Origin of the sequence: Burkholderia sp. NFPP32 (genome assembly GCF_900119325.1) — a bacterium.
Lineage (GTDB): Bacteria > Pseudomonadota > Gammaproteobacteria > Burkholderiales > Burkholderiaceae > Burkholderia > Burkholderia pyrrocinia_C.
The window spans coordinates 12345-35470 of sequence record NZ_FPJP01000034.1; the positions used below are offsets into that span (position 1 = coordinate 12345).

25 protein-coding genes are annotated in these 23126 nt (G+C 61.5%); 7 read left to right on the plus strand and 18 right to left on the minus strand.

Features of this window, described 5'->3' with window-relative positions:
• Nucleotides 1-9: 9 nt before the first annotated feature.
• The 15 genes from BT264_RS34380 to BT264_RS34455 form a co-directional block, all read right to left on the minus strand.
• Nucleotides 10-1182 (minus strand): TrbL/VirB6 family protein, encoded by a 1173-nt coding sequence (locus BT264_RS34380; protein WP_072445020.1) that lies wholly within the window; start codon nucleotides 1180-1182, stop codon nucleotides 10-12.
• The gene (locus BT264_RS34385) at nucleotides 1179-3647 is read right to left on the minus strand and encodes a VirB4 family type IV secretion/conjugal transfer ATPase (protein WP_072445022.1); all 2469 of its coding nucleotides are present in this window, start codon (nucleotides 3645-3647) and stop codon (nucleotides 1179-1181) included. Before BT264_RS34385 ends, BT264_RS34380 begins: the two co-directional genes overlap by 4 nt.
• 1 nt (nucleotide 3648) lies before the next feature.
• Nucleotides 3649-3969, minus strand: coding sequence for a VirB3 family type IV secretion system protein (locus BT264_RS34390; RefSeq protein WP_072445024.1), 321 nt, complete (start codon nucleotides 3967-3969; stop codon nucleotides 3649-3651).
• 17 nt (nucleotides 3970-3986) lie between these two features.
• The gene (locus BT264_RS34395; RefSeq protein ID WP_072445026.1) at nucleotides 3987-4328 is read right to left on the minus strand and encodes a TrbC/VirB2 family protein; all 342 of its coding nucleotides are present in this window, start codon (nucleotides 4326-4328) and stop codon (nucleotides 3987-3989) included.
• 51 nt (nucleotides 4329-4379) lie between these two features.
• The gene (locus tag BT264_RS34400; RefSeq protein ID WP_072445028.1) at nucleotides 4380-5036 is read right to left on the minus strand and encodes a lytic transglycosylase domain-containing protein; all 657 of its coding nucleotides are present in this window, start codon (nucleotides 5034-5036) and stop codon (nucleotides 4380-4382) included.
• A 2-nt stretch (nucleotides 5037-5038) separates the two neighbouring features.
• Nucleotides 5039-5896: a hypothetical protein gene (locus tag BT264_RS40620; RefSeq protein ID WP_371287140.1), complete on the minus strand. Its 858-nt coding sequence runs from the start codon at nucleotides 5894-5896 to the stop codon at nucleotides 5039-5041.
• A 738-nt stretch (nucleotides 5897-6634) separates the two neighbouring features.
• Entirely contained in the window at nucleotides 6635-6886 is a 252-nt protein-coding gene (locus tag BT264_RS34415; protein WP_072445032.1) for a helix-turn-helix transcriptional regulator, read from the minus strand.
• 265 nt (nucleotides 6887-7151) lie between these two features.
• Entirely contained in the window at nucleotides 7152-8180 is a 1029-nt protein-coding gene (locus BT264_RS34420) for a porin (protein ID WP_072445034.1), read from the minus strand.
• Nucleotides 8181-8235: 55 nt separating this feature from the next.
• Nucleotides 8236-8781, minus strand: coding sequence for an amino acid synthesis family protein (locus tag BT264_RS34425; protein ID WP_072445036.1), 546 nt, complete (start codon nucleotides 8779-8781; stop codon nucleotides 8236-8238).
• Nucleotides 8778-10193, minus strand: coding sequence for an amidase family protein (locus tag BT264_RS34430; RefSeq protein ID WP_072445038.1), 1416 nt, complete (start codon nucleotides 10191-10193; stop codon nucleotides 8778-8780). Before BT264_RS34430 ends, BT264_RS34425 begins: the two co-directional genes overlap by 4 nt.
• Before the next feature lie 53 nt (nucleotides 10194-10246).
• Nucleotides 10247-11425, minus strand: a complete 1179-nt coding sequence (locus tag BT264_RS34435) for an ABC transporter substrate-binding protein (protein WP_072445092.1) — start codon at nucleotides 11423-11425, stop codon at nucleotides 10247-10249.
• A gap of 8 nt (nucleotides 11426-11433) precedes the next feature.
• Entirely contained in the window at nucleotides 11434-12177 is a 744-nt protein-coding gene (locus BT264_RS34440) for an ABC transporter ATP-binding protein (protein WP_072445040.1), read from the minus strand.
• A complete protein-coding gene (locus BT264_RS34445) occupies nucleotides 12164-12898 on the minus strand; it encodes an ABC transporter ATP-binding protein (RefSeq protein ID WP_072445042.1) in 735 nt (244 codons plus the stop codon). Before BT264_RS34445 ends, BT264_RS34440 begins: the two co-directional genes overlap by 14 nt.
• A complete protein-coding gene (locus BT264_RS34450; protein ID WP_072445043.1) occupies nucleotides 12895-13971 on the minus strand; it encodes a branched-chain amino acid ABC transporter permease in 1077 nt (358 codons plus the stop codon). The genes BT264_RS34445 and BT264_RS34450 overlap by 4 nt, the downstream gene beginning before the upstream one ends.
• A gap of 3 nt (nucleotides 13972-13974) precedes the next feature.
• Nucleotides 13975-14850, minus strand: coding sequence for a branched-chain amino acid ABC transporter permease (locus tag BT264_RS34455; protein WP_072445096.1), 876 nt, complete (start codon nucleotides 14848-14850; stop codon nucleotides 13975-13977).
• A gap of 177 nt (nucleotides 14851-15027) precedes the next feature.
• Between BT264_RS34455 and BT264_RS34460 the strand changes: the two genes are divergently transcribed.
• The 3 genes from BT264_RS34460 to BT264_RS34470 all read left to right on the plus strand — a co-directional run bounded on the left by BT264_RS34460 (nucleotide 15028) and on the right by BT264_RS34470 (nucleotide 17545).
• Complete coding sequence (locus BT264_RS34460; protein WP_072445045.1) at nucleotides 15028-15378, plus strand: helix-turn-helix transcriptional regulator; 351 nt, start codon at nucleotides 15028-15030, stop codon at nucleotides 15376-15378.
• 64 nt (nucleotides 15379-15442) lie between these two features.
• A complete protein-coding gene (locus BT264_RS34465) occupies nucleotides 15443-15769 on the plus strand; it encodes a helix-turn-helix domain-containing protein (RefSeq protein ID WP_072445047.1) in 327 nt (108 codons plus the stop codon).
• Between the two features lie 351 nt (nucleotides 15770-16120).
• Entirely contained in the window at nucleotides 16121-17545 is a 1425-nt protein-coding gene (locus tag BT264_RS34470; RefSeq protein WP_072445049.1) for an amidase family protein, read from the plus strand.
• Between the two features lie 54 nt (nucleotides 17546-17599).
• Here BT264_RS34470 and BT264_RS34475 read toward each other — a convergent pair whose 3' ends face one another.
• From BT264_RS34475 to BT264_RS34485, 3 genes are all read right to left on the minus strand, one after another.
• Complete coding sequence (locus BT264_RS34475; protein WP_072445051.1) at nucleotides 17600-18088, minus strand: GNAT family N-acetyltransferase; 489 nt, start codon at nucleotides 18086-18088, stop codon at nucleotides 17600-17602.
• Entirely contained in the window at nucleotides 18085-18354 is a 270-nt protein-coding gene (locus tag BT264_RS34480; RefSeq protein ID WP_072445053.1) for a type II toxin-antitoxin system TacA family antitoxin, read from the minus strand. The genes BT264_RS34475 and BT264_RS34480 overlap by 4 nt, the downstream gene beginning before the upstream one ends.
• A 141-nt stretch (nucleotides 18355-18495) precedes the next feature.
• Complete coding sequence (locus BT264_RS34485) at nucleotides 18496-19329, minus strand: FadR/GntR family transcriptional regulator (RefSeq protein WP_072445055.1); 834 nt, start codon at nucleotides 19327-19329, stop codon at nucleotides 18496-18498.
• Nucleotides 19330-19564: 235 nt separating this feature from the next.
• Between BT264_RS34485 and BT264_RS34490 the strand changes: the two genes are divergently transcribed.
• The 4 genes from BT264_RS34490 to BT264_RS34505 are packed head-to-tail and all read left to right on the plus strand — an operon-like array spanning nucleotide 19565 to nucleotide 23098.
• Nucleotides 19565-20833: an acyl-CoA dehydrogenase family protein gene (locus BT264_RS34490; protein WP_072445057.1), complete on the plus strand. Its 1269-nt coding sequence runs from the start codon at nucleotides 19565-19567 to the stop codon at nucleotides 20831-20833.
• A gap of 21 nt (nucleotides 20834-20854) precedes the next feature.
• Nucleotides 20855-21130, plus strand: a complete 276-nt coding sequence (locus BT264_RS34495; RefSeq protein ID WP_072445059.1) for an acyl carrier protein — start codon at nucleotides 20855-20857, stop codon at nucleotides 21128-21130.
• Entirely contained in the window at nucleotides 21114-22148 is a 1035-nt protein-coding gene (locus BT264_RS34500) for a 3-oxoacyl-[acyl-carrier-protein] synthase III C-terminal domain-containing protein (RefSeq protein WP_072445061.1), read from the plus strand. The genes BT264_RS34495 and BT264_RS34500 overlap by 17 nt, the downstream gene beginning before the upstream one ends.
• Nucleotides 22145-23098: a 3-oxoacyl-[acyl-carrier-protein] synthase III C-terminal domain-containing protein gene (locus BT264_RS34505; protein ID WP_072445063.1), complete on the plus strand. Its 954-nt coding sequence runs from the start codon at nucleotides 22145-22147 to the stop codon at nucleotides 23096-23098. The genes BT264_RS34500 and BT264_RS34505 overlap by 4 nt, the downstream gene beginning before the upstream one ends.
• The last annotated feature ends 28 nt before the right edge of the window (nucleotides 23099-23126 follow it).

The following is a 23126-nucleotide window of genomic DNA, read 5'->3' on the forward strand; positions in this document are numbered from 1 at the left end:
CCCTCCTCGTCAACTGCCCTGCCGCCCAAGACGCGCGTGAGCGGCGCGCTGGTAAGCCGGCGTCGTACTACCCGCTGATGTGCGGCCGTCCGCACGACTATCTGAGCCCGTCAGGCCGCGAATCTCGCCACCGGTGCGTGGTGCCCGACTGCCGCGGATGAACGCACGTCCCATCGCACTCACGAGACTTCGCGATGCCACACCCGCGACGAACGCACCGAAGCCGCTCAGCGTCGCGCCACCGGACAGGCCCGCCGCGACCGACGGCAACTGCCAGCCGACCATCGCGAGAAGCACGCCGGTCGCAAAAAGGCCCATTGCGGCGGCCGCCGGCGCAGCGTCGTCAAGGGCCACGGAAATGGCTTGCATCGCGGCCGATGCATCGGCGCCGGGCGAACCGCTCGTCGCATGAAGCGTGGCGAGATCGGCAGAGAACGCCGTAAGCGCCATGCCAAGGAAGGCCGCAACAAGGACCTGTAGCAACGCGTAGTTGGCGAGCTTCGCGGTCCACGCCTCGAAAAAGCGTGCGGTTGGCGCGAATGCGGCGCACGCGATAAAGATCGGACCGAGCCCAAGCACGAGATCGAGCAGCATTCGCGCCATGACGACCTCGAAGGCCAGGACAACCAGAAAGATCGCCCCCCCGAACGCGGCAACCAGCCCGCACAGGTAATCGCCAATCGCGGCACCCAGACCGCTCGGACCGATTCCCTCGTGCGTCGCCTTGTTGAAATAGGCGTCCATCACAAGCGCGATTTGCCGGTCGTAGCAATCAAGCGTCTGGTAGATGCTGGTCGCAGCACCCTGTGCCGTCACGCTGCTTGCGTCGGCCAAGCCGCACCCTGGATTGCCACCGCTCGACGCGTTCGCCGCGTGCTGGATGGTCTGGGCCAAGCCGGACGTCGCACCGTTGACGGCGGTCACGACCTGCTGCTGGTAGATTCCGGCGCTCAGCGCGAATGCGAGCGTGATCGCGACTTTCAGTCCCCGCCAGGCAAAAGCCGGCACCGCCTCGTGCGCTTCGCCGCGCACCACCGCGAGGCCATAGGCCAGTACCCAGATCGTGACGGCGGTGGTCACGACAGGCACGAGGGCTGCGGAGAGCGCCGACGACACGTTCGTGACGTAGGCTGACATGCCGTTTTCGAGGGTGCCGCCCACGGCAGTAAAGAGACCGTTCATCGCGCGCCTCCCTGCCCCGGCAATGAAGCGCGGCGCGTGCTGACGTGCGCGGCCCGACGCTTCGCCAGTTGTTCATGGAAGACGGGCAACCAGTCTTGCGGCGTGTCGCCAACCTGGGCGCGGATCGTGTCGAGCAGCTCCACGTTGTCGGTCGTGCCGGACAGCACGTCCAGCACGTCGCCAAGACCCGCGAGATCGAGGCGGCCAATGGCCGAGTGATGCCCCTGCTTGACGAGGAACAATCGGCTGTTCTCGCCCAGGTTGCGCACGATATTGAATTCGGCCTCGGTCAGCTTGAAGCCATGCACGTAGTCGTCGTAATCGGCGCGCGGATTCGGCAGGAAAAAGAATGTCGCGCTTTGTTCGATGAGCGCACGCGCAATCTCACTGCGCAGCACATCAGCCGGCGACTGGGTATCGAAAATTCCGAGCCCGTTCTGCTTGCGGATCGTCTTCTGCTTGTTCTTCGCAAAGTCCGTGAAAACCGGATCGCCCAGGCGCTTCCAGAATTCAGTCATCACGTAGATAAAGCGCCGCCCGTCGATCAGGTTTTCGGTCCGATGCAGCAGGTACATCGTGACGGGCGTGGACACCTCCGCGTCGTCGAGCAGTTCAGTGTCGTCAAAGCCGAACAGCTCCGCGTGCCCCAGATCGATCCGATCGGTCGGATTGTCGAGCACCCAACCGAGCCGCCCGCCCGCGCACCATTTGGCAAGCCGTGCGTGCAGGCTGTTCTCGCCCACATTCGGCAGGATCTGTCGCACCATCGACAATCGGCGCAAGGGCTTGTCCATGCGCGCGACTTCGCGCACAGCGCGCGAGATATCCAGCTCCTCCCGCGCGGTCACTGCCGCGCCCGTGTCGACGAGCTTGCGCACGAGGCGCTCCCAGAAGTCGATCACGGGCTCGCCCGGCGCCATCTGGAACGGGTTCAGGCCGGTCGGCTCACCCCGGCGGAACACGGTATAGGTGCCGCCCATCGCGCGGATCGCGATCTCCGTGCCACGGTCCTTGTCGAATAGCACGATCGTGACGCCAAACTTGGTGGCCATCGCGAGCAGGAACAGTTCGAGCACCGTCTTGCCCGCGCCAGCGCGACCGATGATCTGGGTATTGGCGAGTGCCTTCTCGTCGAGCGAGTCCTGCTTGTCCGGTGTCGCGTGGAAGTTCAGATAGAGCGGCTGGCCGCTGGGCGTCTTGACGATCGTGATCGCCTCGCCCCACGGGTTGCCTTCGCGCTTGCCCGTCGCGAAGTTGTGCAGGCCCACGAGACCACAGAAGTTGCGGGACGTGAGCTTCGCCGCGCGCGGCCGGTAGCGCCAATTAGCCGGCAGTTGCGCAAACCACGCCGCGTCCGCGACGAGATCGATCAGTGCCGTCTGAAAGCCCGCATCGGCCAGTTGCGTGCGTGCTTTCGCAACGCTGCGCGACACCTCGCCCAGCGTGTCGCCGAGCACGGCCAGCGAATAGTGGTATTCGCCCAGGACGAAATCACCATTGATCAGATCATCGAGTGCCAGGTCTATCGACTCGACCTGCGACACGGCGACGTCTTCACCCGCGATGAGCTGGTTACGCTGCCGCTCGAGCGCCTCCTTCGCCGTGGGTTTGTCGAGGATCGTAAAACTCTGCGTTTCGATATACTCGAACTCGCCATACAACAGGCCATTGAGCATGCCCGGCTCGGTGTCTTCCGGATAATCCTTGAGATCGAGCATCGCGGCGAAATGCGTCTCCGCCGGCATGCGGATTTCGACCTTCTCGGCTCCGACGAACAGACGCGAGGTCGGCAGCGCCTCGCAAATCCGGCCGGTGGGCACCGGCTGTCGCTCCCAAACCGCATTGACCAGATAACCGAGCAGTTCCAGCGCCGATGAATAGCGGCGTGCACTCGACGCAAAGGCACTGGGCCGGGTATAGACGCCGAGCGCGACCGGATCGTAGGGTTTGAGACTTGATTCAACTTGGGCGGCAAGTTCGGCCATCACCTTCAGCGCGTCGAGCTGGTCACGCTCGATATCGTCCCGTGTGCGGCGTGCGGCCCGACTGAAGAGGCGGCCGAGCCGGGTCTGGTTTGGCCGGTACACCACCGTCAGGTACAGTTCGTTGGCCATCATCCGATAGCCGGCGAAGCTCGCGTAGTAGCGCGTGGCCAACTCCTCGCAGAAACGGTTGCGATACTGCGTCGGGAAGTGATCCGACACGCGCCGACGCAGGCGATGCGCCCACAGCGCCACATGCCCGCCCGCGAGCCCACGCACGAACTGGTTGAATCCATCGTGCCGCGCGAGAATGTCGGCCGGATCAGCTGCCTCGAACGAGATGCCGGCAATCTTCCAGATCTGCAGGTAGTCGCCTTCACGGGTCTTAATGACGTGGTCACTCACGTGTGTCGAGTACGGGATATAGGCCGCAAGCGGCACTTCCCGGTTCGCGACAGACACGAGTTGCGGCTCGGCCCACATGTCACGCCATCCTCTTCAGGCGGACTGGCACATAGGCGTGCGCGCCCCAGAAGCGGCGATTACCCTGGCGCAGGACCATGCGAACCCGAAGCGCGTATTGCGCCAAGCGCTGGTCGTCGTGGCGCGTGATCACGCGCATCGCGACAAACACGGGGAGCAGCAACAACAGGATCGCGACGCCCAACGGCGGGCTTGCGAGCAGTGCCCAGATGGCTGGAATCAGCGTACCACCGCCAATCATCAGCAACGGTACGAGCGGCACACCCCAAAGCATCGCGGGACGCGTGCAGCCCTTGAATACGGGATCCTTGAGCGAGTACATGGCCAGGCGCCTCGGGATCAGCTCGTCGGGATCAGCATGCCGGCGATGACGGTCGCACAACCGACGAACAGGCCGCCGATGAACACGTTGGCGATATCACCGAAGCGCGCGTGCTGGAACATCATCCGGAAGCCCGCCCATATGATGGAAATCGAGCAGATGACGCCACCGACACCAAGCAATGTCGTCTGGATTGTGTTCAGCAGCGTATTGACCTGAGAAAGCTGCGCCCACGCAGAGTCCGTGACCATCAGAACCGGTGCGACAACGGCGGCTGATCTCGCCACTTTCCGCTCGAACAGCAACTGAGTCACGCGTCCTGGATAGCTTTCAAATTTATGTCGTATTCCTAACTTCATGATCGACTCCAACTGAATCGAATGCCTACCTTCTCTGTCAAAAGTGCCGAACTAGAACACCACCGCGCTGTCACCCGGGTCGTTCTTTGGATCCGCGATGGGTACGGTCGCCACACCGTTGCTGTTCTCTCGTGGTCGCCGTTTATCGGCCGATGGAGCACGAGGCGACAGAGTGGGAATCGCTGAATCAATCGGAACAACGGGGATCGGTTTGGTCCCAGTTACGCTCGAGGCCAATGGCGGCTGACGCGCCACGGCGTTCATGACGCGCTGGACATAGCCCGTTCGGTGGCCGGTCGAGAAGTTACCGCTCGCATAACAAGACAAGCTGGCAAGCAACGCCGCCTGGGCATCGAACCGCCAAATCGGCCTATTTCGAGCAGCAGTGAGACAGTCGTGCAGGATCGCGGCGCCCGCTGCCAGGTTGCGGCACGGTTCGAACGCGTTCTCGGTGGTCAAGCCGTAGGCTGACCAGTTTGCGCGATTGATCTGCGCCAGTCCGACACTGAAGTTCCATCCGCCCGCCTCCAGCGCGCGCACCGTTGCCACTGCTTCAGCGCCATTTGACGGCTGCCGCAGCAGTCGACCACGCACCACGCCGATCGCATAGGGATTGAATCCTGATTCGACTCGCACGATGGCTGCCATCATGATCGAAGGGATCTGCGGCGCACACTGCTGCGCCAGCGACGCAAAATCGAGCGGCATGATCAGTTCCCTCCTCCGAAACGATCCTCCTGTTGTTCGTTACGCTTGAGGAAGAGCGTGGCCGACTGCGCAGGATCATAGGGAACCTGTGTACTGCCGGCACCGTAGAATTCGGTGACCGTTGGCCACCGCCCTCCGATGCCCCACCAGACACGCGTATACAGGCGATGGTCGATCTCGACGTTGATTGCACCAGTTGTCCGACACAGCAGTTCGCTCTGCTCCGGACCTCCCCACACCAGTAGGTCCTCACGGCAATAGCCAGCGCTCGCGAACGTGTTGGTTGCAGACGTGCCCTGTGCCTGGCCTTCACCGAAATCACAGCTCGGAAACGGGTCACCGTGCCGCAGCGCACGCCACAGTTTCTCGATCGGCGGCACACACTCACCATACTGTTCAGGGCCACCGGGGTTCGACAAACACAGCATGACCTGGCAACCCCAGTCGTCCGCCAAGGCCGTACTTGGTCCGTTCAATGAGAGAACGAGAACAGCGGCAAGCGGTGCCATCCGGCGCCATATGGTTTTCCGCATGCCCGGCTGCCATGCGGCATGACGCCTGACACGCCTTGTCGCGGCCGAACTGCAGCACCGCTTCGCCCAGTTCATGAAGACGGCCAGCGCATCGATGTGGGCGGCCGCCATATCGAATATTCGGTTACTCGCAACATTGAGCGGCCCACGCGTCATCGTGCTGATGCACGGAGGATATGCAGCCGACATCGCGTTGGATCTGATCTCGGCCAAAACCCTCACGAATAGCCGATATACAGAGGCGAGACGGGGATAATGGGCGAGCTGACGCGACAGCATCGCTCTCCCAGTACCGCCACGAAACGAAGTCACCAGAAGCGATTTCATGACCGTCTTTCCTCGGATGGGGCTCCGGGCATCGACGTTCTGGCGGAAAAAGAGAACCCGCGGCGCCGGGGGCCTACCGCGGGTTCAACGGGGAATCAGGCGTCACACTAAAAAGCAAGAAGGCCTGCGATTGCAGGCCTTCTCACACGCGTTACGGCGCACCACGTCATCACACCAACATCGATACTACGGGGCCGCTAACGCGTACTCGGTCGTGCTACGCACGTTGACCGGATCAGATTGTTGGCTTCACTGTAGGGCAGTCATCGCGTCGATTCAAGCGTCGGCATCCGGTAATCGAGGCAATCGAGATCCCTGTTGCTCTGCTGTATTCCGGGCAGTTCCTAAAATTTTTTTCGTCCGACGCGTGTGCGAGTTTTCCAACGATGACATCGACACAATGCGGCTTCGGTTCACTTGCATCGACACGAGTACATCGCCAATTGCACGTGCAGACGTCATTGCTGAACATCGTCTTCATTCAGGATACGGGCGAGTGCGGAACACGCAGCGTGCAGTTCGAGATCGAATCGGTGGCGGGGGTATCGAGGAATCTTCAGCCGCCGGCACACGACCTCCCGGCTTGCATGCCAGAGGTAAACCATCCGCAGGACATCCCGATCTCGTGGCCGAAGCATTCTCCACGCCCGTGTCACACGCTCGGCGTCAACTGGGTCGTACGCGCCGCGATTGGACTGCCCCCAGTTGCGAAGACGCTCATCGAGTGACAACCCATGTTCATCGCACTTCATTGTCGTCTCCGCGCGCTTGCTCGTCGCACGTCTGCGGAGCACGGTATCGCGCGGGGTTTGACAGGAATCGCTCGATGTCCGCTGCCCGCCACCCGACCATCCGTCCACCTAACGCAATGGCAGGCGGAAACGTTCCGTCCCGCATGCGCTTGTAGATCGTCGAGCGTGACAGACCCGTGCACTGCTCGACTTGCCGCCGACGTAAGATCGTCAGCGTTCCGTCATCATTCCACGACATGATTCGCCCTCCATACCCGGCACATACGTGGCCGGAACTGAAAGGCATTCAAGCAGACGAGATGACGAACTTCCAAACCCGTCTTATCGACGGGACATCCCGTCGGATTTTCGAAGTCTCGCGGCGCAAACCACCGATCGCATCGGTCGCGCCTCCAAGCATTCAGGCTGAGATTTGGGTTCGAGCAAACTGAACGATCATGGCTTACCGCTGCTGCGGCCGGATGCCTCACCCGGCCGCTTTCGACCAGAACAGCCGGCGCTACTCAAAATTTCATTCGTATCCCAGCACCCACGCTGTTGCCTGACGACACATGGGAGATCGTGTCGTAACGCCAGGCCGCGTACATATCGGTCCGCTTCGAGAGCGGGTAGTCGTAACCCAGCGCTGCCGTCGACCAGTGGATATGATCACCCGCCGCGGGTCGTCGCTGAGTTCCGGCCCACGATACCAGGACGCTCCCGATCCCCGTTCGAATACTCGCGCCCACTTGCACGGTGTCGTCCGTGACGTGATTGTTGTTGTCAACGCGCTCGTACTGCGCAAACACCTTGATTGCGCGGAATCGATATGCGCTACCGATTAGCCACGCGGTCTGCGCCGTCGCGCCGTTAAGAAACAGCGAGGCCGTATGTAGGCTCTGCACGGCAGCCGTCGCCGAAAACGGGCCCGCGAAATACAGTACGTTCGCGCTGTAGTTCGCCTGGCCGACATGGCCGGCAACACCGGCGTTACTGTAAAGCACGCTTCCCGACAAACCGCCAACCTCCGGCGTCTGGTAAAGCACCGAGTTATCGATCGCCGTGTCGCTCTGTAATGATGCGCTGCCCATGGCCGAGCCGAGGTTACTATGCACGACGATTGGCGAGAAAACGAAGGAATTCACGAACGGATTGAAAAGCAACGTCGACACAAACAGCGGCGCGGTATTGCGTCCGAGCGTCAATTCCCCGAAATGGCCACCCAGACCAACGAAGGCATTGCGCCCGAAAAATGCCTGCCCGTTGAAGGAACCGATCTGACCGCCGTTCATCCGGAAAAAACTCTCCAGCGTGAACACGGCCTTCAGACCACCGCCCAAGTCCTCTGAACCGGACATCCCCCAGTAAGACGTTGTCATGCCGCCCGATCCGACCTGCCAGGCACTGCCCAATGCGCCGGCCGGATGCAACTCACCTACAAAGGCGTCGGCGAGCCCATAAAGCGCTACCGATGATTGTGCGTGTGCCATGCCGGTTGTCGTGGCCAACGCCAACGTCAGCACCGTCGTTGTACCCCGAAGCGATTTCTGCATATTGTCTCCTTTTCGTCGATGTTCTTTTTGTTGCGGTGCTGGTATCAGGTACGGTTCAATCCGGCCGCACGCGAGCCAGCGGCCGGCCACGGTCTGACAACGCGATTGCCACCACGATTTCGTCTGGTGCGGGTGAATCCGCTATCGTCAGCGACACCGTGTCGAAGAGATCGAAGTTCCACATGTCTGCGACGCCGTGCAGCGGAATATCAACGCTCGCGCCCGGCGCCCCACGTTTGGTAACCGACGGCATGATCGATGTCGCGCCGGGCAGGCGAGCACGTACTGCCTTGCCGAGACGCGGATGCAACAGTGCTGCACCACACTCGAGCGGCACGGCCGTGCCCACGATCGCGGCCTTGCCGTAGCCCTGAATGACCTCCGGCGTCACAGCCAGTGCCTGTATCGCGCGCGCCGTCAGCAGCGTGCCGAGCTCCGCACCGATGTCATAGAGCGGCTCGAGGGCGCTGTCCACGCGCAAATCGTTGAGCCGCAGGACGGCCGCCGCCACCGCCTGCCGGTGTATCGGCTCAATTGGCACCCCGAGTTCCCGATGACGCCCAACCAGGTGGACGATGATTTTCTCGATCTGTGCCGTCATGGTTGCGCCTCTACCTCGGCGATCTGGCGATCGCGTGCTCGCCCCGGCATCGGAAACGGTCCTCTCGCCGATTCATAAGCACGCGCGACGCGCAGCACCCGCGCGTCCGCTCCACGGGGCCCAATGATCTGCAGTCCGGTCGGCATTCCTGCCGGCAACCCGCAAGGCACGCTCACCGCCGGAAAACCAGTCTGGTTGCACCACGACGTCAGCGGCGGCGCTCCACGTAGTTCTTCAGGCAGCCCCGGTACGGGTGGTGGACCGCAATGAAAGGTTGGCGTCACCAACAGGTCGTAATGCTCGAAGAATTCGGTCATTGCGACAGTCAGCGCATGACGCGCTTGCAACGCATCGACGAGGGAGAACGTCGTTTCCCGTGCACCGCTCTCGGCTAATGTACGGACATCCGGATCAAGTTGCGCCTGTGCGTGTTCGTCGAGTTGTCGGATCCGTTGAGCAAAAAACACGGACCACTGAATCGAATGCATGCGACTCTTCAGATAGCCGCCAAGTGGCGCTATCTCCGCCTCCTCGACGTGCGCCCCCAGCGTTTCAATTACGGCAACGCCTTGCCCAACGCAGTCGGCAATCGCCGGCTCAACCCGAACGCCGGCCGGTGCGGCGCAGTACGCGACACGAAGCCCCGCAACACCGGCGTCGAGCCCGATGCGCCAATCTCGACAGCACGACATGAGCGGATCCTGCATGTGCTGCGCGCGTGCCATCACGGTGAGCATCAGCGCCGCATCGCTGACGTTGCGGGCGATCGGTCCCAATGTCGACAAGGACGTCCATGACCCTTCGGTGCCTGTCGGCACCATCCCGAAGGACGGTTTGAATCCCACTACACCGCTCCAGCAAGCAGGAACACGGATGGAGCCACCGCCATCCGTTGCCAGCGAAAGCGGCCCCATGCCGAACGCGACGGCCACCGCCGACCCACCGCTGCTGCCGCCTGACGTGACGTGCGTGTTCCACGGATTGCGGGTGATGCCGGTGAGCGGGCTGTCCGTGACGATCTTGTTGCCGTATTCCGACGTTGTAGCCTTACCGAACAACAACGCGCCGGCGTGCCGCAGCCGTCGGACAGCAGGCGCATCCTCCTGCTCGGCACCAGCCGAAGACACCAGCGAGCCGTACCGTGTCGGCATGCCCCGCACTGCTACCAAATCCTTGACCGAGACCGGCACACCGTCCAGCAATCCGCACGGTTCGTTTCGCATCCAGCGCTGCTCTGATTCACGTGCGGTCGCAAGCGCGCCCTCTTCGTCAATGCAACATAAGCAGTTGACCTGTCGATTAAACTGCGTCGCGTGATCCAGCACGACAGCCATGACTTCGACCGGCGACAGCGCACGACGCCTGAATGCCGCAATCAACTGACTGCCACTCATCGAGAGCAAATCATCCATACGTACTCCTAAATATATCGATTGAAAGAAAATATCTCGTATTCTCGTTGCCCCTATCCCTGACAAATCGGCTTGATGGGCCCCATCGAGTCAAGAAGCGCAAAGCTGTCATCCGCCAATGCTCGTCCGATGCGTGTCAGACACAGCACGTGGCCTCCGTCCTGACTCACACCGGTTTTCCCGCGCGGCAGGGCAAGCGAAACGCCGGGCAGCGCCGCCTTCACGCGAGCGGCATCGATGCTGCCTGCCATTCGCACTGCCTGTGCAAACAGGCAAATACCCGCATACGTGTTTTCGCCGTGCGGCATGACGACCGCATACCGCCCCAGTCGCGGGTCCCGTGCACTCGCATGGCGCTCGGTATAGCGTGCGAGGAAACTCCGGTTTTCGGGATTGTCGATGCTCATGAAGTACGAGGACACGCCGATGATGTCGGTTGACGCCCCCGTGGTTGCAATTGACAGCGACTCGTGTGCGATATCGGTCACGAGCTGCGGCTTCATCGCAAAAGACCGGTATTGCTTGACGAAGGTCACGGGATCGTCGCCAATGCTATGCCACACGACCTGGGGCGACTGATTGGCGACCTGCTGAAGAACCGCCCCGTAGTCGCGCGTGCCGAAAGGCAGCCAATACACGCTGAGCACCCGCCCACCGTGACGTGCCACCGCGGCTTGCAGTTGGGGCACCAGCACCTTGCGGTTGCTGCCGATATCCGACACCACTGCACACACGGTTCGTCCGCCCCCACGCATCAGCCACGCGATCAACGCATCCACCCGTTGGTTGGTAGTCAAGCCAGTAGTAATGAGCTGAGGATGACAGCGCCCCTCGTCGAAATTGGGATAGACGACGAGACGGCCGGCGGCTTTGGCCGCCTGCAGCGCAGCCTCCCGCTCCGATGGCAACACCATGCCGGTGACCATTGCCACCTCATCGCGCATGAAGAGTTGCTGCGCTTTCTGGAGTGTGACAGCTGTCGACATCTGCGTATCTTCGATCTTCAGCTCCAGCGGCCGGCCGAGCAATCCGCCTGCTGCATTGATCTCGTCAATGGCCAACCCCGCGCAATTACGGTTCGTTTCACCCACTCGTGTCAATGGACCGCTTAATGGCGCGAGCAGTCCGATTTTGAGCGGCGTCGCAGCGCGTGCGAATGACGGGACGACCGACACTGCCAGCGCGCTGGCAGCACCTCGTAATATGGTTCTAGAAAAGTCACGGCGGGTCAGGATGGTCTTCATCGGAGCTCGTCCAGGTGGAAATTTGGTTCAGTGTCGCCGGCCGGCGCCAGATATTGGGCAAGTGGATGCGCATCCACGTCACCGCGCCGAGGCCCGACGTCGCCAGCGTGAACGAGCCGCCCGCTCTTGAGTACGATGCATCGCTGCGCGCTGCGCAGCACGAGATCGAGGTTTTGTTCGACCAGCAGCACGGCCAGTTGCGATCGGCGGCACAGCGTCGGAATGATCTCGCCGATCAGTTCGACGAGATTTGGTTGCACGCCGTCAGAGGGCTCGTCGAGCAGCAGCAATTTCGGTCTGCCGCACAAGGCGCGCGCAATGGCCAGCACCTGCTGCTCGCCGCCCGATAGCGTGCCGCCCTGTTGGGCAAGCCGGGACTTCAGCACGGGAAAGTACTCGAACACCTCGTCCAGGATGTCGCCGCCGCCGGCAGCCTGCGTGCCCATCACGAGATTCTCTCGCACGGTCAGTTTCGGAAAAATCCAGCGCCCCTGGGGAACCAGCCCAATCCCGCTACGCGCAATCTGATGGGTACGCAGGCCGATGATGGACTGCCCGAGAAAGCCCACCTGGCCGCTCACGCGGGGTAGCAAGCCCATGATTGCCTTGACCAGCGTCGTCTTGCCCGCTCCATTGCATCCCAGCACGCCCACGACCTCGTTGGGCAGCACGTCGAGGTCGATCTGGTGAAGGACATCCGCATCACCATAGCCACCAGACAGTTGCTCAATGTGCAGCATACGTCGCCCCTTGCCCCAGATAGATTCGTCGGATTTCCTCGTCTCGCGCGATATCGTCGTAAGTACCCTGCCGCACGATCTGCCCGCGATGCATGACCCAGGTTTCGCATTGAAGCGCCTGCACAAACGCCAGATCGTGTTCGATGGCCAGCACGGCGCAACGCTCGCGTAATCGGTGAATGAGGCGCACCAGGCGTTTCGTGTCGTTTCCCGACAAGCCTGCAGCCGGTTCATCGAGCAGCAGCAACGCCGGCTGGCACATCAATGTCATGCCGATTTCGAGCCACTGTCGCTCACCGTGCGGCAAAGTTGCGGCCGGCAGGTCTGCCTGAACCGATAGCCCGATTTCTTCGAGGATCGCCTCGGGATCGGGCATCGGTGACTTCCGGTAACGCGTCACCCCAAGCCCTGCCACGAGCAGGTTGTCCCGCACGCTCATCGACAGGAATGTATTGGTCCCCTGAAATTTGCGCACGACGCCGCGCCGGCAGAACTGATGCATCGGTCGACCCGTCATACGTTCGCCGTCGAAATACAGCTCGCCTGCCCCGGGGCGGATTGCGCCTGACAACAGCCCGACCAATGTGCTTTTGCCGGCACCGTTCGGCCCGATCACACAGAGCAGGTCACGCGCTCCGATCGACACATCGATATCGTCGACCGCGTGGATGCCGCCAAATGCGCGCTGCAGCCCAACACCCTTCATCAACGGCTCGCTCATCCTCGTCCCCCTTCTACGTGGCTTGTGCGGCGCAAGGTCATACGCGCCGCGCACCGGCGAGCAATCCGGTATGCGTGTGTGGCTATGCCGCGCATGCGCACACCGTTCGGCAGGAACAGAATGCAACCGAGGAAGAGCGCCGCGAGCATCAGGGGCCACCACTCGGTGCTGAAACTCGAGACGGACTGTTTGAACAGCGTGAGCGCTACTGCCGCCACCATCGGGCCGCCGAGGGTGCCGCGACCACCGACGGCGACCCAGAGAATGACCTCGGTGGCCAGCACCGGAGAAAACACGTCCGGTGCCACCACGCCCGAACATGCGGCCATCAGCGCTCCTGCGATAGCCGCCATCGCCGCCGATGCGACGAACACACGCAACAAATGCCACGATGTGTGATACCCACAGGCTTGCGCACGCCATTCGTTGGTTGCGATCGCAGCGAGGATCTTGCCGTACTGGCTGCGGCAGGCGAACCATGTCACGAACAGGCCCACCAAGAGAACCGTCGCAACGGCGTACCAGGATTTCCTTGAGCCGCTCAGATCAACCGCGAAGCCGGCCAGCGTGAAGGACAAGCCCGGAATGCCCAGCATGCCTGTGTCGCCCCCTGTCACCGACTGCCAGCTCGTCGCCAGTTGCTGGGCGATGATCAGGACCGCCATGCTGATAATCGCGAAAAAGTGCAGCCTGACGCCCGCAAAAAGTAGGAAGTACCCCAGCACCGCCGCGACCGACATCGCACATACCAATCCAACAGCCATCCCGACGGCCGGCGTCTGGCCAAACTGCGTCGTGGCGACCGCGAAACCGTAGGCACCCAAGCCGAAGAACGTGGTGTGCCCCAGTGTGAGGACACCCGCTCTACCCCAGAGCAAGTCATAGCTGAGTCCGAGGAGCCCCATGATCAGTGCATCTCGCACTGTCGATAGCTGATACGATCCCAAACACAGCGGGAGGATCACCGCCGCTACGGCAATTGCCACCCATGTTGTGATAGGCGAGAAGTCGTCGCGGCCAAGCGTCCGATGACGCTGCATGAGGCGTATTTGAGCAAGGGAATGTCGAAGCATGACTTAACCTTTACCGAGGAGCTGATGAGCGGCGCTGAATCCAGGAACCAGACCCTGCGGCCTGAAACGGATCAAAACGATGGACAGAACCAACACCAGAGCCGAGGCGAGTGAAGGGTCGACGCGATAGCTAAGCAACGTTTCCACGGTGCCGACGAACGCACTGCCGACCAGACTGCCAACGATCGATCCGATGCCGCCCAGAACGATCACGAAAAATGCCTTGGCGAGATAGGCCACGCCGAGATGGGACTCCACGGAAACCATTGGAGCGACCAGCACGCCTGCCAGCGAGGCCAGCGCAGCGCCACCGCAAAAGGCCATTCGATTCAGGTACCGGGTATCGATGCCGACTGCCTCGGCCATCGCAGGATGTTGGATCACGGCGCGTAGTTGGGTACCGAAGCGCGTACAAGCAAAAATCAGCCAGCATCCCGCAGTCACCGTTAACGCCACGCCAATTACGAACAGCCGATACATCGGGTAGCTGCCGCCGGGCACGGCAAGTGCCCCGTTGATTGGCGCATACACCCGCATCGGCTGCGTGCCGAACACAAGCTCCAGCGCCTTCTGAACGATCAAGCTGACCGCGTACGTCGCCAGCAGCGTATGGAGGGGCCTTTCATAGAGCAATCGGATGACCAGGCGCTCCAGGCACCATCCGAGTACTGCACCGACCGCAGGCGCCGCAAACAAGGCGAACCAGAATGCCTGCGGCCCGCCTATCGACTGCACAATCGCTAACGTATAGGCACCGATCGTGACCCATTCGGCATGCGCAAGATTCACGATGTCCATCATGCCGAATATGATCGCGAGCCCGAGCGCCACCAGAGCCAGAATGCTTACATAACCAAGAATGTTGAAGATTGTTGTCATCGCTACCAGTCCTCTTTCCGTGTCCGCTGCGCCAATCCTGTCCGGCTCGAAGAGCTGCCTGACGATCGCCATATCAGATCGACGAACCATACCTCCGCCCCAAAGCTAAGCTTTTCTTAGTTTATAGACTAAGAAAAGCTTAGTAAAAAGCACAAAAAAAACAAAGAACCTCTTAGGATGCCTCGGAACACATCGACATCCTCGACTTTCTCAAAGCGCCTGAAACAGGCTCGACTACGCTCGGGCCTCACTCAAGAGCAGCTCGGTATCGAGGCGGGAATTGACGAATTTTCAGCTAGTGCGCGTATCAATCAATACGAAAAAGGTAAGCATACGCCCAAGTTGCAGATGGGCCAACGGCTTGCCAGTGCGCTGCACGTCCCGACCAGCTTTCTTTACGAAGACGATGACCTGCTCGCGAATCTCCTCGCCACGGCAGCAAAGTTGCCCCGTGAAAAAAAGAAAGCCCTTCTCAAATGCGCTGAAGCATTAGTACAAGCTCCTGTTCCTCCTACAAAGATCAAGTAACTCTTAGCACACAGACTAAGAGTTACTTAGCAAAAACGGCGAGCAATTCTTGGAAACTTCGAGAATGCCCGGCGACACAACGATACCCTCCGTGTTTTCCCAGCGCCTGAAACAGGCGCGCCTGCGCTCGGGCCTCACGCAGGAACAGCTCGGCATCCAAGCAGGAATCGACGAGTTTTCTGCTAGCGCCCGAGTCAACCAGTACGAAAAGGGCAAGCATACCCCTACGATTCAGACCAGCCAGCGTCTCGCCCGCGCATTGCTTGTACCCACGAGCTTCCTCTATGAGGAAGACGACCTGCTCGCCAGTCTGCTTGCCATCGCGGGTCGACTCAGCAAGGAAAAGAAACGAGCACTCATCGCCAGTGCTGAAGCACTCACGCAAGAGTGACACACTCATCGGTCAGTTTCGTACGCGTCTAATCAGCTGCCTCAGCGCATCGGCATTTCCCGCGGCCATCGCGTCGCACGCGCATCAAAGCCCCTATCCGAAACGATAACACTCGCCGCCCCATCGCAAATGGAGCGTCCGGTCATGCTCATGCACCGCAAACCATCATCCAGCGATTCCGAATCAACTCCAATTTATTATCATCAATCTACGAGCCCAGAAATCTCCTGTCAACGCGAACCTGCATCGCGTTTACCCCATAATTTCCGTAGAATGACCAAGCTACACCTTCGCTTGACATCCGTCGCGATCGCGCCTACCGTTAATTTATTATAATTAATTTGAGATCCCATGGACGGTAACCTTTGCGAGCTGACTGTGCGTGAGCTCAGCATGCTTTACGAAAACGGCGAGATATCGCCGGTCGAGGTCATGCGCGACGTGCTCGAACGCAGCCAGTTGCTCGATCCCGCAGTCAACGCGCTCTGCCAGCTTTCAGACACCGCGCTAGATATGGCGCGCGCATCGGAAGCCCGATGGCGACAAGGTGTGCCGCTCAGTCCACTCGACGGCATCCCTGTCAGCATCAAGGACAACATTTCCATCGCCGGCGTACCAACGCGTTTTGGTTCGCGCGCTACCACCCGCGAAGCGGCCCAGTCGGACAGCCCCTGCGTTGCCAGACTGCGCGAGGCTGGCGCAATCTGTTTTGCCAAGACCACCTTGCCCGACTTCGCGCACAAGATCGTCACCGACAGCCCGCTCACGGGCACCACGCACAACCCTTGGGATCTCACTCGTACGCCCGGCGGAAGCAGTGGCGGCGCCGCGGCGGCAGTCGCGCTCGGAATGGGCCCCGCAGCCATCGGAACAGATGGCGGTGGTTCAATTCGCATCCCCGCCGCATTCACCGGAATCTTCGGATTCAAACCCAGCTTTGGGCGCGTGCCCCATGCGCCCCGCGGCCCATTCGGGTTGCTCAGCCATGTCGGGCCCATGACCCGTTGCGTCGACGATGCAGCCCGCATCCTGACGGTGATCAGCCGCCCGGACAGCCGCGACTGGTACGCGCTGCCATACGACGGCGGCGATTACGCACGCGCGCTGCAGTGCCAGCCAGTCCCCAACGGCATCCGCATTGCGTGCAGTTCCACACTTGGTCTACCCGTCACGGTAGAAGCGGAGGTTCACGACGCCGTGATACGCGCCGCAGCAACGTTCCGCGAACTGGGTGCGCAGGTTCAGGCGGCCGACCCGCCTGGCGTCGACCGATGCAACGCCGTCCACACCACCCTGTGGCGCGCGAGTTGCCGGCAACTCGTGTCGAATCTGTCAAATTGCGGGGATGAGCTCGATCCGTCGCTGCAGGCGTATGCTCGCGCGGGAGACGACGTCTCACGGGAGGCCCTGCTAGGCGCGCTGATCGAGCGCGGCGACCTCGGTGCCGCGGTCAATGCATTTTTCGACCTACACGACATCCTCATCTGCCCGGTGTATCCGCGTGTGGCCATGCCGCTCGCCGAAGTGTCGTCGGGCAACGAGCTGTTTCCTCACTTCACGGCATGGTGTAACCAGTTGGGGCTACCCGCTGCCAGCCTCTATGCCGGCATGACAGCCACGCATCTGCCCATTGGCATCCAGATTATCGGGGGGCGCCATGCAGACGCATTAGTCCTATGGGCAAGTCACGTGCTCGAACTCGCATTCGGACGTGCCCCCCTCTCGGAAATGACGCGCGCTCTGTCCACGTCCGTCGTCGGCGCGACCTCGACTTGATCAAGGGCGAATCGAAACCGGTCGCCCGCGCTCCGTCCATGCATGCGGTCGCTGTTATCGGACGGTCGCCAGCGGAAGAAAGAGCGATAGCGGGTCGCTACCGAGTTGGATAAACCCGAAATGCCGATAGAAATCCGCGGCCCGTTCGTCTTTCGCATCGACCGCCAATGCAACAGCCGGAATCTCCGATTGCGCCGCGCGACGCAATGCGTTGACGAGTAGCGCGGCACCTAACCCGCGACCACGATATTTCAGATCGACGGCCAGTCGCCCCATGCGTATCGCCGGAACCGCGGGATAGCGCGGCAACTTTCGAGCCACGTCTCGCGGCAAATCGGCAAGTGCAATGCTTGCTGCGGAAAGTGTGTAGTAGCCGGCCACCACGTTGTCATCGAGCATCACGAAACACGCTGCTACCCGACGACGAACATCTTGCGTGACCAGTTCTCGAAGGTAACGATCGAGCGCGATTGACCCGCACTCGAACTGAGAGCGGTCATGAAGAGAAGCCAGAGCCGAGACAACGAATTGATCGCCACTCATTCGTCACGCAACAGTCGGTCGTGACTAGCGATCGCTCGTTTGAGCGCGTCTGCTGGCTCCGGCGGCGAAATGAGCGCATCGGCGAACCGTTGCGAATCTGACAAGGACAGCCGGATGACTTCCGCTTCGGCAATCGCTCGTTGAGCAGCCTCGCGAGCCGCGGAAATGACAAAATCCGTCATCGTACGTCCCTGCATTTCGGCGGCGCGCCGGATCGTGGCATGCACGTCCGATTCGATCCGAGCTTCAAACCTGGTTGTTGCCATAACAAAGCACCTCCTTGGTCCGATTGTACGGAAATTTGCCGGTCAAATCAAGATTTGTACGGAAATTTGCCGGATCGTGGGTCTGCCCGTCCAAGCGAAGCATCGATATTCGGGACGGATCGAACGACTCTCCCGAAACATTCAATCCGCACCGCGCCCTGCATTCAAATCCAGTTCCGAATCCAGCACCAGCTTTTGCCGCAAAGCAGCATGAACCTTGCGCAGCTGCGCCTCCGCTTCTTCCATATGTGCCGCCATAAGCTGTTGGACGGCTTCGACATCCCGCCGCCGCGCCGCATCCAGAATCGCACGGTGCGCAACAACGGTCCGTCGCCCAAACGCCTGATAATCGGCTTGCGTCACGTTCCCCGCGACGATCACCAACGAGTGAAGCATCTGATTGATGATCTGGCACAAGCTACGCAAAAACGCGTTGGGATGCGCCGCCGCCAACACATCATGGAAGTGAATATCCTCGTGGCGCTGATCGAGCGCGTCCTCATGGCGGGCCATGAATGGCTCGCAAACTGAAACGCTACGCTCAAGTGCTTCAAAATCCGTATCGGTCAGATGACCAACTGCGCCGGCGGCCATCAGCGGCTCGAGTACGCGGCGCACCGCGTAGAGATCCTCGAGCGTGATGTTCTCAAAGAACAGGAAGTTCTGGAGCGACTGAAACGCTCGGGCAATAGGCACGCGGGTGATCGTTGCACCACCCTCGGGGCCCGTGCTCAGACTCACCAGTCCTTGCACCTCCAGGGCCTTGAGCGCGTCACGCATCGAGCCTCGGCTGACATTGAATAGTTGCTGCAGTTCAGCCTCCTTGCTCAGGCGCTTGCCCGGCCGCAACTGCCCATCATTGATCCATTGCTTGATCATCTCGGCGACCTGATCGCCACGCTTGACGGCGCGCGGCCCCCGTTTGTTCGGCTGCACCGGCGGCGTCGTCTCAGTTGTCTTCTTTCGCCCTGCCATATTGTTACGTCCGTCGTTGGTCGTGCTTCGTTTGATCCCGGCGCCATTATCGGATATCCGCATCCCACGCGAGCAGCAAACCGCGCCTTACCAGCCGCACCCTCCCCATGTTCGGAGGTAGCCATGCCCGCGGCAACCCCCTACGCTGCTGGTCAAACGATCGGTACGGCTCCCGCTGGGTTCCCGTGCAGGTCGATCATCCGGCGCTCGCGCGCGATGTTTGGGGGAATCCGCGATGTCCCAGTATGTGCAACCGCTACGACTGCATCCCGAGTGCGCGGCACTCGCAACGAAGCTCGCCGCCCACGGTCTGCACCTCGATCAGCTCGCAGCCCGCATGCGCGCGCATGGCACGCAAGCCGATCAGACCGGGCACATCCCGGACGCGTTCTGGGTGCCGGACGAGATCCACGCATTGAACCTGAACCTCGTGCCGTCCGCGTATGGCGGCTGTCCCGAGGTTCAGTCGCTGGTGTCGCGCACCGCAGTCATGGCGTATCTCGGTTATGCGGATGCGGGCCTCGCCCTCGCGCTGCCTGGGCCGGGACTCGCGATGCCACCGGTCGTGGCCCTTGCCCACCCGCAGCAACAGGCGCGCTTCTTTGAGCGTTTTCACAGCCCGACCCCGCGCTGGGGAGCATTTGCCATCACGGAACCCGACTGCGGATCCGATGCAACAGCCATGCGGACTACGGCACGCAAAACCGCGCGCGGCTGGGTGCTCAACGGTACCAAGTGCTTCATCACCAATGGCGCCCGCGCCGACTACGTGATCACATTCGCCACGGTCAACAGGCAATTGGGCCGCTTTGGCATTCGCGCATTTTGCGTCGATAGCGATACCCCCGGCTTCTGCGTTACCCGTATCGAGCGAATGGCGGGCCTGCGCGTGAGCCAGCTCGCCGTGCTCACTTACGCCGACTGCGAGGTGCCGGACGACGCGCTTCTCTGCCGAGGCGACGAAAGACCGCTCGACGACGCATTCGCGGGCGCCCAGCATGCGTGGGACTATTTCCGGCCGCTACTCTCGTCGATCATGATCGGCACATGTCGACGGGTACGCGACGACCTGGCGGCTTACTTCGACGCCGACGGATATCCCCGCGACATCCACCTACGCGCCGCGGACGTCAATAATCATCTTCTTGACATCGACCGGCAAATTACCGCGGCGCACTTGCTGTGCCACCACGCTGCCTGGAAATTCGATTACGGCGTCGCTTCGTCGATGGATGCGTCGATCACCAAGGCCTATGCCTCGCGCGTGGCCGCCCGCATTACCCACACAGCCCTTGAGCTCGCTGGCCTCGACGGCATCGCCGCCTACCCGTCGCTCGAACAAAGTTATCGCGACGCCAAGGCCTTCGACATCATGGAAGGCACCGGCGATCTGCAGCGACTCATGATCGCCCGTGCCCTGCAGCGGGCAAGCGCTCTGCCTTGGGACGTCGCTTCCGGTACCTCCCAGTGTCCCGCACCATCCGGCACGTCCCCGACCTTTTGATGCCCTTACCGGAGATCGTTCATGGCTTCGAATCCTGCCTCATCCCGCTCCGACGTTCCTGCCGCCGTGAAAGCCTGCCTGCTGTCGGTGCTCGGCAGCAACCTGAGCGCCGATCTCGTCGTCGACGACACGAATCTGTTCGACCTCGGCATCGATTCGATGAACATGACGGAACTGCTGCTGCAACTCGAGCAGCGCTTCGGTTTCACGCTCAATCCGGAGGATCTGTCCTCGGATCTGTTCCTGCGTTTCGATAATCTGGTCGCGTTCGTCCAATCCCATGTCTCATCCCATTGACCTCGCCGGTATCGAGCCGCGCATCGTCGCGACAGCGCGATACATCCCGTCCACGCGCCTCTCGCCAGACACACGCATCGAATTGCACGCGTCGACGCACAGGGCTCGGGAAACCGTCATGCAGGCCGTCTATGCCGATACGCTGCGCTGGCGCGATAGTGTCGCGCCGGCCGCTACAAGCAGCGACTCGCGATCCGGAGCCGGTTTCGCAGCCGGGGGCGTAGTCGCCGCGGAGCCTTGCCTGTCGCTCTCGGACATGGCGCTCACTGCCGCCCAGACGCTGATCGCGGCCTTGCCTCCGGCGCAAACCGCGCCGCCAGACCAAATTATCGTATGCGCCAATAGTTTTGAACACGACCTGGCGCTCTCCTGTGCGTGCCGCCTGCATCACGCGCTCGGATCCAACCGATCACCCTTCGCCATCGGTCTGCTTCATGGCGTATCGCCCTTGATGGCGCTGGATGCAGCCATGGCTCTCATGGCGGCCGACACCCAATTGAGCACGATCCTGATCGTGGCGGCAGAGCGCTGGCGCGCACCCTTCTCGCGCCGGGTCGGCGCGCTCGCCGTCTTGAGCGACGGTGCCGCGGCCTTGTTGGTCGCACGGCGCCCGGGTCCCGGATGGTGCGTGCGCCACCTGTCGATACAGACACCATGCGGCGCTTACCCGCTGGCGACAGAAACGAATTACGTCGACACGGTGACGCTCGCGCACGTCATCGGCGAGACCTGCGCGCGTGTTGAGTTGGGTCCCGCGGAACTTGACTGGATTGTGCCCGCCGCCATCAACCCACGACTGATACATGAAGTCAGCGTACGTTGCGCACTGCCTGCCGAACGCGTCTGGGCCGACGAGGACGCGCCAGGCTGCTTCGGCGTCGCGGACCTTCCCGTGCGTCTCGATGGTCTGCTGCGCTCGATCGCACCCGTGAGCCACCAGCACATGCTCGTCTGGTCGGCGGGCTTTCAGGGGCAGGTCGGCTGCGCCCTGCTCGAATTCTGCGGAGATGCGCCATGATGGCGCCGGTAGGAACCTGCGAGTTCTCGCTCTCCGGCGTCGCGGTCAGCCTGCCGGAAAAGACCGTCGACACGCACCGCTGGGCGGCCCGCTGCCGCTTGCCGGATGCGGATGCCCGAGCCCGCGCCCTGATCGATAACGGTGTGATGCAATTCCATGATGCGATGGGAGAGTCGCCAGTGGCGCTGGCCGTCCGCGCTGTTGCCGCCCTGCTGCGCCAACCCGGCACGGCACCCGAGACCGTCGACACGCTCGTCTATACCCACACGATCCAGACCAGCGTCATCGCACCGCCCGCCAGCACGCTGCAACAGATTCAGTCCGAAACGGGCCTGCGCCAAGCGCTGGCCTTCTCGATTGCACAGCAGCACTGTGTTTCGCCGATGGCGGCTATCCATGTCCTCCATGCGCTAAGTGCCCGGCCGCGCCCCGTTGAGCGCGCGATCGTCGTGTGTGCCGACGTGATCGGCTCCGAATGTGATCGACTGCGGGCGATCCAGGACCTCGCGCTGCACAGCGACGGCGCATGCGCCATGCTGCTGGAGCGAAACGGTACTCACGACGTCATTGCCGGTTTGCACCTGTACACGGATGGTCGCTTCTTTCGCGGCACAGATGACGAACTGCAGCCCATACCCGACGACCGCTACTACTGGTCCGCATTTTCCACCATGCGCAGCGCGATTCGGCAAGCCGGCATCACGCCCGGCGATGTCACTCACGTACTGCCCCATCACGTCAATCTGCCCGGATGGACACGACTGATGGCAATGCTCTCCATCCCCGAAGAGTGGCTTTACACCGCGAACTTCGCCCGCATCGGTCACGTCTTTGGCGCCGATCCATTCATCAATTTCCACACCTGTGCCGACCGGGATGTCGGAGGTTGGTCGCTGCTGTTTTCCTGCGGTCTTTCCGGCTGCTTCGGTGCCATGGTGATACGGCACTAACCGTCCAGCAGGTCCCTTCAACGCTCCC

Excerpts from the sequence above, each read along its gene's own strand:
- BT264_RS34380 (WP_072445020.1), bottom strand. The coding sequence starts at position 1,182 with ATGAACGGTCTCTTTACTGCCGTGGGCGGCACCCTCGAAAACGGCATG.
- BT264_RS34385 (WP_072445022.1), bottom strand. The coding sequence starts at position 3,647 with ATGTGGGCCGAGCCGCAACTCGTGTCTGTCGCGAACCGGGAAGTGCCG.
- BT264_RS34390 (WP_072445024.1), bottom strand. The coding sequence starts at position 3,969 with ATGTACTCGCTCAAGGATCCCGTATTCAAGGGCTGCACGCGTCCCGCG.
- BT264_RS34395 (WP_072445026.1), bottom strand. The coding sequence starts at position 4,328 with ATGAAGTTAGGAATACGACATAAATTTGAAAGCTATCCAGGACGCGTG.
- BT264_RS34400 (WP_072445028.1), bottom strand. The coding sequence starts at position 5,036 with ATGCCGCTCGATTTTGCGTCGCTGGCGCAGCAGTGTGCGCCGCAGATC.
- BT264_RS40620 (WP_371287140.1), bottom strand. The coding sequence starts at position 5,896 with ATGAAATCGCTTCTGGTGACTTCGTTTCGTGGCGGTACTGGGAGAGCG.
- BT264_RS34415 (WP_072445032.1), bottom strand. The coding sequence starts at position 6,886 with ATGTCGTGGAATGATGACGGAACGCTGACGATCTTACGTCGGCGGCAA.
- BT264_RS34420 (WP_072445034.1), bottom strand. The coding sequence starts at position 8,180 with ATGCAGAAATCGCTTCGGGGTACAACGACGGTGCTGACGTTGGCGTTG.
- BT264_RS34425 (WP_072445036.1), bottom strand. The coding sequence starts at position 8,781 with ATGACGGCACAGATCGAGAAAATCATCGTCCACCTGGTTGGGCGTCAT.
- BT264_RS34430 (WP_072445038.1), bottom strand. The coding sequence starts at position 10,193 with ATGGATGATTTGCTCTCGATGAGTGGCAGTCAGTTGATTGCGGCATTC.
- BT264_RS34440 (WP_072445040.1), bottom strand. The coding sequence starts at position 12,177 with ATGCTGCACATTGAGCAACTGTCTGGTGGCTATGGTGATGCGGATGTC.
- BT264_RS34445 (WP_072445042.1), bottom strand. The coding sequence starts at position 12,898 with ATGAGCGAGCCGTTGATGAAGGGTGTTGGGCTGCAGCGCGCATTTGGC.
- BT264_RS34450 (WP_072445043.1), bottom strand. The coding sequence starts at position 13,971 with ATGCTTCGACATTCCCTTGCTCAAATACGCCTCATGCAGCGTCATCGG.
- BT264_RS34455 (WP_072445096.1), bottom strand. The coding sequence starts at position 14,850 with ATGACAACAATCTTCAACATTCTTGGTTATGTAAGCATTCTGGCTCTG.
- BT264_RS34460 (WP_072445045.1), top strand. The coding sequence starts at position 15,028 with ATGCCTCGGAACACATCGACATCCTCGACTTTCTCAAAGCGCCTGAAA.
- BT264_RS34465 (WP_072445047.1), top strand. The coding sequence starts at position 15,443 with ATGCCCGGCGACACAACGATACCCTCCGTGTTTTCCCAGCGCCTGAAA.
- BT264_RS34470 (WP_072445049.1), top strand. The coding sequence starts at position 16,121 with ATGGACGGTAACCTTTGCGAGCTGACTGTGCGTGAGCTCAGCATGCTT.
- BT264_RS34475 (WP_072445051.1), bottom strand. The coding sequence starts at position 18,088 with ATGAGTGGCGATCAATTCGTTGTCTCGGCTCTGGCTTCTCTTCATGAC.
- BT264_RS34480 (WP_072445053.1), bottom strand. The coding sequence starts at position 18,354 with ATGGCAACAACCAGGTTTGAAGCTCGGATCGAATCGGACGTGCATGCC.
- BT264_RS34485 (WP_072445055.1), bottom strand. The coding sequence starts at position 19,329 with ATGGCAGGGCGAAAGAAGACAACTGAGACGACGCCGCCGGTGCAGCCG.
- BT264_RS34490 (WP_072445057.1), top strand. The coding sequence starts at position 19,565 with ATGTCCCAGTATGTGCAACCGCTACGACTGCATCCCGAGTGCGCGGCA.
- BT264_RS34495 (WP_072445059.1), top strand. The coding sequence starts at position 20,855 with ATGGCTTCGAATCCTGCCTCATCCCGCTCCGACGTTCCTGCCGCCGTG.
- BT264_RS34500 (WP_072445061.1), top strand. The coding sequence starts at position 21,114 with ATGTCTCATCCCATTGACCTCGCCGGTATCGAGCCGCGCATCGTCGCG.
- BT264_RS34505 (WP_072445063.1), top strand. The coding sequence starts at position 22,145 with ATGATGGCGCCGGTAGGAACCTGCGAGTTCTCGCTCTCCGGCGTCGCG.